The sequence below is a fragment of the Apibacter sp. genome (assembly GCF_025291155.1).
Classification (GTDB): domain Bacteria; phylum Bacteroidota; class Bacteroidia; order Flavobacteriales; family Weeksellaceae; genus Apibacter.
In genome coordinates this window covers 1-13,470 of sequence record NZ_JAMBJZ010000005.1, presented here as the reverse complement: position 1 = coordinate 13,470, position 13,470 = coordinate 1, and the positions used below count along the sequence as shown (strand labels likewise).

12 protein-coding genes are annotated in these 13,470 nt (G+C 29.4%); 3 read left to right on the top strand and 9 right to left on the bottom strand.

The genetic code is table 11. The annotated features are described in order from the left end of the window. Both M3Z80_RS01165 and M3Z80_RS01160 read left to right on the top strand, forming a co-directional pair. Positions 1–1,188, top strand: coding sequence for a glycosyltransferase (locus tag M3Z80_RS01165; RefSeq protein ID WP_293916749.1), 1,188 nt, complete (start codon positions 1–3; stop codon positions 1,186–1,188). Positions 1,189–1,294: 106 nt separating this feature from the next. Continuing rightward, the gene (locus tag M3Z80_RS01160; RefSeq protein WP_293916747.1) at positions 1,295–2,785 is read left to right on the top strand and encodes a hypothetical protein; all 1,491 of its coding nucleotides are present in this window, start codon (positions 1,295–1,297) and stop codon (positions 2,783–2,785) included. Between the two features lie 70 nt (positions 2,786–2,855). Here the strand turns inward: M3Z80_RS01160 and pyk are convergent, their stop codons facing one another. From pyk to M3Z80_RS01135, 6 genes are all read right to left on the bottom strand, one after another. Next, entirely contained in the window at positions 2,856–4,283 is a 1,428-nt protein-coding gene (pyk, locus tag M3Z80_RS01155; RefSeq protein WP_293916745.1) for a pyruvate kinase, read from the bottom strand. Next, positions 4,283–4,759 (bottom strand): IPExxxVDY family protein, encoded by a 477-nt coding sequence (locus tag M3Z80_RS09770; protein WP_366519836.1) that lies wholly within the window; start codon positions 4,757–4,759, stop codon positions 4,283–4,285. Before M3Z80_RS09770 ends, pyk begins: the two co-directional genes overlap by 1 nt. Before the next feature lie 5 nt (positions 4,760–4,764). Further along, positions 4,765–5,517, bottom strand: coding sequence for a ribonuclease III (gene rnc / locus M3Z80_RS01150; protein ID WP_293916743.1), 753 nt, complete (start codon positions 5,515–5,517; stop codon positions 4,765–4,767). Between the two features lie 21 nt (positions 5,518–5,538). Continuing rightward, positions 5,539–6,789: a beta-ketoacyl-ACP synthase II gene (fabF, locus tag M3Z80_RS01145; protein ID WP_293916741.1), complete on the bottom strand. Its 1,251-nt coding sequence runs from the start codon at positions 6,787–6,789 to the stop codon at positions 5,539–5,541. Between the two features lie 21 nt (positions 6,790–6,810). Further along, the gene (locus M3Z80_RS01140) at positions 6,811–7,050 is read right to left on the bottom strand and encodes an acyl carrier protein (RefSeq protein ID WP_055424989.1); all 240 of its coding nucleotides are present in this window, start codon (positions 7,048–7,050) and stop codon (positions 6,811–6,813) included. Between the two features lie 223 nt (positions 7,051–7,273). Beyond that, positions 7,274–8,062 carry an HAD-IIB family hydrolase gene (locus tag M3Z80_RS01135; RefSeq protein WP_293916734.1) on the bottom strand — a complete coding sequence of 263 codons (789 nt, stop codon included), beginning with the start codon at positions 8,060–8,062 and terminating at the stop codon, positions 7,274–7,276. A gap of 79 nt (positions 8,063–8,141) precedes the next feature. Here M3Z80_RS01135 and M3Z80_RS01130 point away from each other — a divergent pair, with 79 nt between their 5' ends. After that, positions 8,142–8,837, top strand: coding sequence for a 3'-5' exonuclease (locus M3Z80_RS01130; protein WP_293916732.1), 696 nt, complete (start codon positions 8,142–8,144; stop codon positions 8,835–8,837). A 10-nt stretch (positions 8,838–8,847) separates the two neighbouring features. On the opposite strand, the gene M3Z80_RS01125 is transcribed toward M3Z80_RS01130, so the two are convergent. From M3Z80_RS01125 to M3Z80_RS01115, 3 genes are all read right to left on the bottom strand, one after another. Then, positions 8,848–10,908: a sulfatase-like hydrolase/transferase gene (locus tag M3Z80_RS01125; protein WP_293916730.1), complete on the bottom strand. Its 2,061-nt coding sequence runs from the start codon at positions 10,906–10,908 to the stop codon at positions 8,848–8,850. 459 nt (positions 10,909–11,367) lie between these two features. Beyond that, entirely contained in the window at positions 11,368–11,865 is a 498-nt protein-coding gene (locus M3Z80_RS01120) for a hypothetical protein (protein ID WP_293916728.1), read from the bottom strand. A 22-nt stretch (positions 11,866–11,887) separates the two neighbouring features. Beyond that, on the bottom strand, positions 11,888–13,285 hold the full coding sequence (locus M3Z80_RS01115) for a hypothetical protein (RefSeq protein ID WP_293916726.1): 1,398 nt from the start codon (positions 13,283–13,285) through the stop codon (positions 11,888–11,890). Positions 13,286–13,470: the final 185 nt, after the last annotated feature.

Genomic DNA, 13,470 nt, shown 5'->3' with positions numbered 1-13,470 from the left:
ATGTCAAAATTCTTATTTGTTGTTCCTCCTTTTTTTGGGCATATTAATCCCAGCCTAAGTATTGGTAGAACTTTATTAGAAAAAGGCCATGAAGTAGCATGGGCCGGATTAACCGAAATTAAAGCTGAAACTATACCGTCAGGTGGTAGTTTTTTTATTTTAAAAGAATCTTATCAAAAAAATAAAGAAGTAATACAAGATATCATTAAATTACAAGATAAAGGCGCAAATTTACCTGCTTTAGAAGCATTAAAACTAGGGCTGCAAGATACTTATATCCCTTTTGCTAAAATTATGTTTGAAGAATTGGCTAAACTAGTTGATACTTATCAACCGGATGTTATTATTAATGATTGTATTACATTTGCTGGAGCGCTTGTTGCTCATGTAAAAAATATTCCATTAGCTACTATTACTCCGGTAACACCTAATACCTTGCATGATCCGGGCACTGCTCCTAAAGTGACAAAGTGGGTTCACGATTCCATAATTGGTTTACAAAATTCAGTAGGTATATCAGGCGATGAAGAACTAATTTCTTCTAAAGAAGTTAATATGTTTTATACTTCTCAAAAACTTGCCGGATATAAAGATGGAGAATATCCTTCGTATATGAAATTCATAGGTGCATTAACTGGACGTCCGGATAATACTCCTTTTGATTGGGATCGGTTTAATAAATTCAATAATCCTAAAATTTATATTTCTTTAGGTACTGTTTTAGTCGATATAAGAAAAGAATTTTTCAGCCGAATGATTGAAGCTCTTAAAGATAAAAATATAACTGTTGTTGCTGCAACAGATCCTTCTATTCTAGAAAAATGGCCAGATAACTTTATCGTACAAAGCTACGTTCCGCAGCTTAAACTTCTTAAACATATTGATGTGGTTATTGGTCATGGAGGATTAAATACTGTTTGCGATACTTATATGAACGGTATTCCCATGCTCATTATTCCTATAGCTTTTGACCAATCTCATACTGCTACCTTAATTGATCAATATGGTTGCGGTATACGATTGAAATACAAACGTATGAAAACTAAGGATATTGAACAAGCCGTTGATGACTTATTGTATAATGAAAAATACAAAAAGGCTGCAAAAGAGATTCAACAATCCTTCATCGAAGCTGGCGGAAATAAAAAAGCTGCTGAATTAATTGAAAGTCTTACTAATAATAAATAAATCTATATAATATTAAATTTCTAACAATATGGAAAAATCATCTGAAAAAAATATTTTCCTTTTGCTTTTTATATACATAGTAAGTACTTTGTTTATTTGTTCTAAGATGTCTCCACTTTACATTACTAATGAATGGGCAGACCCCAACATATATTTTAATGTTGCAAAAGGTATGGTAAATGGAAAAGCTTTATATACCGAAATATTCGATCATAAAGGGCCCTTTATATTTTTTATTTATGCAACTGGATATATCATTTCAAATACTAATTTTTTTGGAATGTATTTAGTTGAAATTATATTCTGGTATTTACTTGCAATATCTTTATACCTAAGTGCTCGATTATATTTGAATAAAGTATCTTCTTTCCTTATAACTTTACCATTTTTTGTTTGCATAGTTAAAATAATGAAGGCAGGTGGTTCGGCAGAAGAATTCATTTTATGTATGGAAGGAATAAGCTTGTACTTATATTTAAAATATTTTAAAATGGAGAACCCTGTACACAAGCCAAAATATATGTTCATACACGGAATTTTGGTTACTGCTGTTATGCTAACAAAAATAAATCTTATAGCTTTTTGGTTCTTTCCTCTTTTAGCCATATTTTTAAATATACTTTATCATAAAGAATTTAAAAATTTTTACATAAATATTATAGCATTTATTTTAGGATCTTTAGTTATTGCTATCCCAGTAATTGGATATCTTTATACCCATAATTGTTTAGAAGAAGCTTACAAAATTTATATAGAATTAAATAGTGCCTATGCAAAATTAGGTTCGCCAAGGAAAATATTTTTTAGATTATTGGGAAGAATACTTTATCTATTTCTCGAACCAACTTGTTTATTTTTATTAGGATTTATGGGAATATTTTTATTCCCGTTTAAGTACATCAATAATTTATTTGAGAGATGGGGATTATTTTTAGCCGCAATCATTTTATATATTGCAATATTTATGGGTAAATTTCAATATTATTACCCTATTCCATTTCTAATATTTGGATTCGTCGGATTTATATATTTGGGATTATTTTTAAAAAAATATATTAACAATGTGAATTTTTACTCAAATAAGCCTTATATTATTTTTATTTTGTTTTTCCTTTTCACTTCTGCAGGTATATCAGGCCTTGATAATACGCGTGTAGAAGCTTGGATATTGAAAGATGACAATTATGGCCGTAAAGCTTTAATGACCATGCGTCTTAAAAAAGAAATTATGAAAGAAAAAAATCCAACTCTATTAAATTTAGGGTTTGGTTTAGCTAATAATCTTTTTACAACCTGTAATATTGTTCCAAATATTAAATATTTTGTTACTCCAAATCTTTCATATAAATTTTATCCTCAAATGAGAGATGAACAGTTACAATATATAAAAGACAAAAAAACTGATTTCGTAATTATACAACAATATATACCTGGTAATGGTTATTATGATGACAAAAACCCTATTGAAGTAGCCGAAAAATTAAAATATAACCCTATTCTTTTAGAAAATTACAAATTAATCCTAACCGACTCTATTGTTAATTGTATTGATGAAAGATCTGTAGATATTTATTTTTTATATAAGAAAAAAAAATAAACATTTAAATATATGAATAAAAAAAGAGTTCAAATTTAAATTTGAACTCTTTTTTATTACTTTTTATTATTTATATTTGAGTAAGACGTAGGGTATTTGTCAAACTATTTGCAAAAGATGGCATAGCATTAAGATTAATTACAAAATCTCCAGGCTTGATGTATCCTTTTTCTTTAATATTGTTATTAACTTCAACAACAGTTTCATCTGTACTTTTAGCTCCTTCATATAAATATGCTTTTACACCCCATAATAGGCTCAACATATTAATAATTCTTTTATTGGATGTAAATACAATGATATTTGCAAGTGGTCGATGAGATGATATTTGGAAAGCTGTATAACCTGACTGTGTTAAAGTAATAATAGCTTTAGCTCCTACTTGTCCAACCATACCGGCAGCATTATAACAAATCATATCTGTTATATATCGTTCACTATCTTTTTTAGGATAATGTAAAGGTACTTGAATATGGTTGTCATCCTCAACGTTAACAATAATTTTAGCCATATTCTCAATTACTTCTACCGGATGTTTTCCAACAGAAGTCTCTCCACTTAACATAACGGCATCTGCACCATCTAAAACAGAATTAGCCACATCATTTACCTCTGCTCTTGTTGGAGTTAACCCATCAATCATACTTTCCATCATCTGAGTTGCAATGATTACAGGTTTACATTGGGTTTTACATATGCTAACTAAATTCTTTTGAATTAAAGGAACTTTTTCCATTGGGATTTCGATTCCCAAATCTCCTCTTGCAACCATAATACCGTCTACAACATGAACTATTTCTTCTATATTAGTAATAGCTTCTGGTTTTTCAATTTTTGCTATAATCGGAATTTTATGATTACAATGTTTTTGTATTAAATTTTGTAGATCAATAACATCTTCTTTATGTCTTACAAAAGAAAGTGCGATCCAATCAAATTCGTATTTGATTGCTGTTAAAGCATCTTTAATATCTTTTTCAGTTAATGCAGGTAAAGATATTTGAGTATTAGGTAGATTAACTCCCTTTTTAGATTTTAAAGGTCCTCCTTGTATAACCTTTGCAATTACTTTATCCGTTAAATTAGTTTCAATAACCTCAAAAATTAATTTACCATCATCCAAAAGTATTTTTTCACCCACCTTTACATCTTTTGCAAATTGAGGATAGCTCATGTAAACCTGTTTAGAGTCTCCTTCAATATTTTCATTTGTAAACGTGATTACGTCTCCTGCATTTACAATTGTTCCTTCTTTAACAACACCTACTCTTAGTTTAGGTCCTTGTAAATCGGCTAATAGTGCTACACTAAAACCAAATTCTTCATTTAGGTCTCTTACGGTACGTATCCATCTTTTTACAACTTCTTCTTCAGCATGAGAAAAATTTACTCTAATTACATTTACTCCTGCTTTAAACATCTTTAACAATGTATCCTTATCTTCAGAAGCAGGACCTATAGTAGCTACTATTTTCGTTTTTTTTCTAAATCCACTCATTATGTAGGTAATATCAAATTTTCTAAATTTTTTATTTTTATTTTATCAATATTTATTTTATTAAATTTACAAATCTTTTTAAGATTTTCCAAATTTATGTAAAACTCATCATCTAATAAGCTATCAGATTTTAAAAAATAATTGAAATAATTATATTCAGGAATTAAAATTTTAACTTTTTCTATCTTATCAAAAAAACTATTATTGTCATTTATTATGATTTGAGGATAGGAAAAATTACTTATCAATTCAATTTTTTGTTCGGTTTTTTCGAGAAAAAATCTAAATATAGAGAAGACATAAGTAATGCCATTTTCTATTATTTGCTGGTCATTAACGCGCTTAAAATTAAAATTACAATTTTTATTTAAATAAAAAACAAAATCATAATCCTTGCTAATATAAGAATTAAATCCTAATAAATTAAAATTAAATATAGGATCGTCTATGTCCCAGTCTAAAGAATAAGTTTTCAATATACTTATTTATTTTGTTGAGTAATAAAATGCTTGTCTAGCCTATGATAGGCTCTTCTTGAGGCACACTCTTCAGCTTTTTTCTTAGAAGTAGCTCTCCCTTTGGCAATAACTTTATTATCAAGTTGAATTATGGAATTAAATATTAACGACTCTTCGGCATTTTCTTCTTGAAAAGTATTAAAAGTTATTTCCAACTTATTTTTTTGAGACCACTCTATAATCAAACTTTTATAACTTGTAATTCTTTTTTCGAGTTGCTCAAAATTTTCATGCTTAATGAGTGTTTCATTAATATATTTCCGGCAAAATTCAAACCCACTATCTATATAAATTGCACCAATTAGTGCCTCATATAAATTTCCATTTATATTTTCTCCCAAACTAGTGTTCTGCCTCTTTTGTAGAAAAGTGGTCAATTTCAAGTCTGCTCCTATAATATTTAAGGATTTCCTATTAACTAGTTTAGAACGCATCTGAGTAAGATAGCCTTCTTTTTTATCAGGTGCTTGATGATATAAGTAGTCTGACACAATACTTGATAATATGGAATCTCCTAAAAATTCTAATCTTTCGAAGTTCTTATTATCATTGGTATTTACTGAGGAATGTGTAAAACATTCATAGAAGATTCCAATATTGGAAGGTCTATATCCAATAAGGCGTTCAATTTTCTTTTTAAAATTTTTTTCCTCTTTTTTTTCGGAATCTTGTCTGAATAAATATGAACATAAAAGTATTTTTTTCCAAATACTCATTCGTTTTTATTTTCTCTTATTTTAAAATTTCTTTAAAATAACACATGCGTTATGCCCTCCAAAACCAAAAGTATTACTCATTGCATATTTAACATCTTTTTCTTTTGCTATGTTAAAAGTAAAATCTAAATTTTTATCAAAGTCTTCATCATCTGTGAAGTGATTGATAGTTGGTGGTACTTTACTTTCTTTGATTGCTACTATACATGCTAATGCTTCAATAGCTCCTGCTGCACCTAATAAATGTCCAGTCATAGACTTAGTTGAATTGATCTGAATATTATAAGCATGCTCACCAAATAGCTTAAGGATAGCTTTTGCTTCAGCTAAATCTCCCAATGGGGTTGAGGTTCCATGAACATTAATATGATCTATATCGGTAAGTCCTATACCTGCATCATCAATAGCATTTTTCATAACATTATACGCACCTAATCCTTCCGGATGTGGAGCAGTCATATGATAGGCATCGGAGCTTAATCCTCCACCGACTACTTCAGCATAAATAGTAGCTCCTCTTTTAACTGCATGTTCATATTCTTCCAAGATAAGAGTTCCTGCACCTTCTCCTAAGACAAAGCCATCTCTATCTTTATCGAAAGGTCTGGAAGCGGTTTTTGGATCATCATTTCTTGTTGACATTGCGTGTAAGGCGTTAAATCCTCCTACACCACTTGCCGCTATAGCTGATTCAGAGCCTCCTGTTATAATAACATCTGCTTTCCCTAGCCTTAAAAGCATTAAAGCATCTATTATTGAATTGGAGGAAGAGGCACATGCTGAAACGGTAGCATAATTCGGCCCTCTAAATCCATATTCTATTGATATAAGACCGGCAGTCATGTCTGCTATCATTTTGGGAATGAAGAAAGGATTAAATCGAGGTATGCCGTTTCCTAGAACATAAGAGGAAACTTCTTGCTCAAATGTATTCAATCCACCGATTCCGGATCCCCAAACAACCCCTACTCTATTTTTGTCTAATTCTGAATATTCTAGTAGTTTACTTTCGCTAACTGCCTCCCTAGTGGAAATTAACCCAAATTGGGCACATCGATCATATTTACGAATATCTTTTTTTTCAAAATAATCCTCCGGATTATAGTTTTTTACTTCGCAAGCAAATTTTGTTTTAAAATTAGTTGCGTCAAATAGAGTAATTGGACTTGCTCCACTAACTCCGCTTAATAAAGCTTTACAGTATTCTTTAAAATTATTCCCGATTGGAGTTATTGCACCAAGTCCAGTTACTACTACTCGTTTTAAAGCCATACTTTAATGTCTTTGTGTAAATTATTGTTTGTTTACTTCTTCAATATAAGAAATGGCTTGACCAACTGTTGAAATTTTTTCTGCTTGATCATCAGGGATTTGAATATCAAATTCCTTTTCAAACTCCATAATTAATTCTACTGTGTCTAATGAATCTGCCCCTAAGTCGTTTGTAAAACTTGCTTCTGGTGTAACTTCGCTTTCATCTACTCCTAATTTATCAACGATGATTGCTTTTACTCTTGATGTAATGTCAGACATAACCTTTTATTTTTTTATTATAGTTCAGTCGGCAAATATAAAAATTTTTTTACTATAATTATACTTTTTAATACTTTTTGATAGACCTATCCATATATCAATGAATATATTGCGAATTTATCACACTTAAAATCAATATATTAACCCACATTTAGACATAAACATAAAAATTTAATATTATTTATGTTTTTTCCATCAATTTTTAACACATTATTGTTACCAATCACAATAAATATTCGGTGAAATATTCTTTTTCGATGTGCGTTAAAGAATCATAAACTCCTTTTCCAAAATTATAGGTTGAAATGTACTGCGCGATCTCTTTTATTGACCATACAGCATTATTTACAGCACATCCTAAAAAAGAATTTTTAATCATTTCCACATCATTATTTGAATCTCCAAATGAAAATATTCTACAGTCAATATCTTTCGTTATTTCTTTCACAGCCAAATATTTATTTATTTTTGATGAAAATATTTCAAGGTAGGAATCTGAGGAAGTGGTTATTTCTACCCCTGTCAGCTTATTTCTCAAAATATTTGTTAATTGATTAATATCTCCATCATCTACAATTAATATTTTTAAAACTTTTTGGAAGTTATATTCCTTTAATGAGAGGGCTTTAAAGTTTACCCCTTTTTCTTCTTTTTTATAGGCTTCCGTCTCTAAAGATGTAGCATACCAGGCATCTTCTGTGTATAACCATAGATTTACATACTGTTGCTGATTATTAACAAAATAATTAATTACCTCTTTGGAAATCGGATAGGTTTTAAAGGTTTTGTTTTTATAGAGAATGTGTCCTCCATTCAATGCTATAATATAATCAATGATAAATTCCTCATTTGAATACATCGTTATAATTCCGTTATATGGTCGACCGGAAGCTAAAATTACTTCACCTAGCTTTGAAGCTTTTTGCAATGCTTTTATCCCATATAAATCTAACGATGGACTGCCGAAATTCGTTAATGTACCATCAATATCTGAAACAAAAATATTTTTCATTTTTTTAATATTTATTAAATATACATAATATTATCTGAGTTATTAGTTTTACTTATCTTTGAATTAATAAATATAAATTATGTTATCTTCCATTCCTTTAAAACAGATTTTATTCATTGATTTGGAGACTGTTCCACAATATGAAACCTGGAATGAATTGCCGGAAAGAACAAAAGTTTTATGGGAAAAAAAAACACAATTTCAAAGAAAAGAAAATATTTCTCCGGAAGAATATTATTATGAAAGAGGGGGAATTCTCTCTGAATTCGGCAAAATAATTTGTTTATCTTGTGGGTTAATCACTGAGGATAAAAAAATACGTATTAAAAGTTTCTATGGGGATGATGAAGAAAGAATATTAAATGGATTTATTGATTTATTGAAATCTAATTATTTTAGATCTAATTTACTTTTATGCGCCCATAATGGAAAAGAATTTGATTTTCCTTATCTGGCTAGAAGAATGATGATTCATCAAATTGAACTTCCTAAGATTTTAAAGATGCATGGAAAAAAGCCCTGGGAAATTCCACATCTCGATACTATGGATTTATGGAAATTTGGAGATTATAAACATTATACTTCATTGGATTTATTAGCTCATGTTTTCGGTTTACCTTCTCCCAAGGATGATATGGATGGAAGTGAAGTTTCTAAAGTATATTATCAGGAGAAAAATTTAGAACGCATAAAATCGTATTGTGAAACTGATGTCATTACACTTATTAATGTATTTCGTAAAATGCGGCATGAGCCTATTTTAGAAAGAGAATAAATCGATTTATTTATTTTTTTACTTTTAACCTATTATTTTTTAGTAAATAAAAACAGGTCTGATAATTAGCTATAGCTTCTTCCAAAATGGAATGATTTATGTTTTTATCTTTAAGCAGCTGCGACCCTTTAATTACTTTATACTGTTCTACTTTTTGATTAGGTGATAAAACAATTAATGTATTATTCTTTAAATATCCTAGTTTTTGGTAGGTTGCGATTAATGCTCTTGGTTGATAGGTATTATTGAATATATCTTGACCATAAAAACTTGAATTATAAGAAAAGTGTAACTTCCCTAAAAGTGTAGGCATTAGATCAATCTGAGAAACTGTTTTAGTAATTTTTTCAGATTTAATAAATCCCGGTGAATATATTATGGCTGGTATTTTATATTTATCTAAAGGAATATTTTCTTTCCCTGCACTTGAAGCACAATGATCAGCAACAAATACAAAAACTGTTTGATCAAACCATGGATGTTTTTTAGCTTCTTCGATAAATTTACCTATTGCATAGTCTGTATATTTAACACCTCCTTCTCTAGACTTACTGGTATTCGGTATATCTATTTTTCCCGGGGGATAAGTAAATGGTCTATGATTGCTTACTGTCATAATATGACCGAAAAAAGGAACTTTATTTTTATTATTATTATCAAAAACTTCGATTGCCTTCTTAAACATATCTTCATCACAAACGCCCCATATATTAGCAAAACTTATTTCTTCAGACTTAAAAGAACTTCTGTCTATCACGCTATAGCCATTTCCTTCGAAAAAAGTATTCATATTGTCAAAATAACCATAACCACCATAAAAATATTGGACCACATACCCTCTCTTTTTAAACAAATACCCTGTAGAAAACATATTATCATTGTTATGTCTTTTTATAATGCTTTCTCCGGGTGAAGGTGGAATACAAAGAGTCACTGCCTCTAATCCTCTTACAGTTCTAGTTCCGGTGGCATACATGTTGGTAAAAAACAAGCCTTCATTAGCTAATTTATCTAAATTGGGGGTTATATTATGAGTATTCCCAAAACTACTTAAAAAGTCAGCGCTCATGCTTTCCATAGTTATAAGAACTATATTTTTACGAAGTTCGGGAAGAGAATCTTTAATGATTTTTGTATTATAATTTTCAGTCCAATGATTGTCGTAGCTATTATTAAGTATTGAAAAAGATTTTTTTAACGGTAATTTTGCGTAGAATTGGTCATAATTTAACGAACTATCTTCAAATGCTTTATAAAATCTAACTAACCCGTTTGCTTGCAATTCATTTACAAAATTATTATCTGAATTTTCATATTTTTTAGTTATTTTCAAAATATACAAGGCCCCTACGAACAAAGCAATATACAAAAGACTACCAATTAATTTTATTTTAAAGTTAGGAAAATCGGTAAAATATTTTTTCGCTTTTTTAAGATAAATTATCGTAATTAATAATGAAATCAACAATAATGATGAAAACATAGGAATAATTGGATAAGATTCTAGTATATTCCCTATTACCTCATTGGTATAGACTAAATAATCTACCGCTATAAAATTGTACCTCACCCCAAACTCATTCCAGAATAGAAATTCGCTGATAACATTATAATTGATTAAAAAAATATAACTAAAGAAAATAAAAAAATATACCCAATATCGCCAAGTTTGTCTAATGTTCTGCATTAATAACAATATGATAAAGGAGATTGCCTTTATTAATACAAAAGTTTTTATTAAGGTGGGTACAATACTACCATAATCGTCAAAGACTGTTTTAAATAAAAACAAATAACTTAATACGATTACAAAAAATCCTAAAATTATATAATTAAATGGTGATTTATATTTTGTACTTGAAAGAAAAATTAAATGAACCCAAAGGAAAATAAAGATCAGTATTGATACACAAAAATCATTTATTAAACCAATCGTAAATATTTTCAAATAATCAATAAATGAAAAATTTGAATCAGTAACAGGTGAAAACAAAAGGACAATTCTTAAGATCAAACCTACTATAACATAAAAACTGGAAATTTTAATAAATGGAGTTATTAATTTTCTCATTAATAATTTTTAGTATTTATATTTATTTATTTATCATATAATAAACTCAAAAGTATATATTTTTTCTATATTATTCAAATTAACATATTTATATTATAAATCTTTGCAAAATTATACCTTTCTTATAACCCATAAGTCCATCAAATACAGATAATTATTCAATTCACAAATTGTTAAAAAATTTTTTTATCATTTTTTGTTTACCATTTTTTGTTTATCATTTTTTATCTAAAAAAGAATATTTATATAGTAATAATTATCAATATGATAAAACCGAAAGGATATATTTTTACCGAAACACAATTCTATTCTAATATTTGATGATTTTTTGTATTTATCAAAAAATATAGACTATATAAAAATAAAAAGGGTAAATAAATTTACCCTTTTTATCCATCTTAATATTTTGAAAACAAATTATTAAAGTTTTTTACTAGCTACATTTTTCCAATCTTAAATTTATTTCCAATAATTCCATTTAAGACCATCAAAGACAGCAAGCATTTTATTTAAAGTATCATAGCAAATCATTCCCGGATGCGGACTTTTTACATTTAAATGGGGAGCATTTACTTTAGGTAAAACTAAAGCCTTATCTGAAGCTTCTAAAACCAAAACTCCTTCCGCTGTAGATCCTTGATCACCAATGATAATACCTTTTCCTTTTTCGTCGGAATTATTAAAATTTACCGTTGAAACACTTCCGGCATCGGATAAATCCCTCCAAGTTCCATCTACTTTCATTTTTAGTTTAGAATCATTTTTATCCATTAATAAAGTTCCGTCCACCGCGTTCCCAGGTAGAGCCTCGACAATAGGTAATAATATCCCCTTTTCTGTTCCGCTATCAAAATCCAAGATAGCTCCTCCTTGAACATCCATTTTACCGATAGCAATTTGAGCATGCAACGTAAATGCAGTAAATATAACTAGTAAGATCAATAGTTTATTTTTCATTTTATTTTTTGCTTTAATTAGATTAATTAGTAGGACACGTTCTTTGAATACAATTCCAATCAGTTCCATTATATAACTTAATACATTTATCGTCTGTATCGTAAATAATCATCCCTTCAACCAAATCTTGAGCAGGAATTGAATTTGAAGTTGTTCTAGTTATTACAAATCCTTTACTTTTAGATTCCAACACTATAAACCCATTGTAAGTATTATGCGGCCAATTGTCCATTGTTTTTTCAAAGGTGGTTATTCCAATTTCCGATATTTCAGTCGGAATTTCAGTATTTGGATCTAATGTACAATAAGGAAGATCTCTACAAAATGGAACTAAAACCTCATTGTCTCCGTTTACTTCAATTCTGGCACAATCTATCTCACTTGTAGTTGACATATCTATGTTTACCTCAAACTCGTTAAGTTGATCGGAAATAGGGGTCGGTGCTTGTACTTGAAAGCTAATCTCATGCTTTCCTGGTGGTAAACTAAAATTTTCGATTTCAAATTCAGAATATGGAATGACTTCCTTGTTAATAGTACCATTGGTCAATTTAAATGAAGTTTTAAAACTACGATCAATATATTCAAAACCTTCTGTAAATGCGGCATTCAAGGTTACTTCATCCAATAAATCACCAGGATTTGTTACATGTATAGTTACTAAAATTTTATCACCATCATTAATACAAGATTTATTTACTTTAATCTCATCTATAGTAACCGGGTTCGCTAAACCAGCCGATATAGAATTTATTGTACTATTTCCACATCCGTATACTAAATCACAGCTTTCATATGTTTTATCTCTATTTTCGCGATCTAAATAATTTATAGAAGCCCTAGTTTGGTATGATGTGGTTTTATCTTCAGTAAATTTAGCTCTTGCTGTAACTATAGTTGTTGAACCACCGTGAACTAATATTCCTGGTACGTCAAGTACTTCATTGTTTCCATAATCATTTGGGGATTGAGTAAATTCTCCATCTGTTACATTCAAAGAGTTTTCTACCCATTGCATTCCCGATGGTAGTGAATCTTTTAAGTTTACCAGTTTATCCTCACAATTTGTATTCATTATTGAAAATGTAAAAGGAACTTCTTCACAGGTAAGAGAGGAATCCTGAACTTTAAGTGTTAAAGCCAGTCCGTCTTCATTAACCTCTACCGGTTTCGGACAATATAGTGTAATAGGTCCAATACCTATTAATTGACTTCTTAAATTATTATTTTTATTATTATATTGTGCCTTATATTCGATAACAATCTCTTCTACAGCAATTGGAAAATCAACTCTAACTCGTCCTCTGATTGCTGTATAGCCTGAAGACCTAGGGGCTCTAGGTTTTCCTTTCGCGACATTATCGTTAATAGTGTATGTACTTCTTCTTTGAGGGGCCACATACATTAACTTAGGTTTCACAGTTCCTTCACCACACTTTCCGTATACTACAACCTAATCAGATACTTCAGCTTGCGTATCAATATCGGATATTTCAAAGGTAGCTGCTGCAGCCCCTCCTGAAAATTTAATACTAGTAGTGATAGGCTGTGTATCTTTATTACGTGAACTTCTTCTATATAGTTGCAATGCTCTTCCGACCCTCC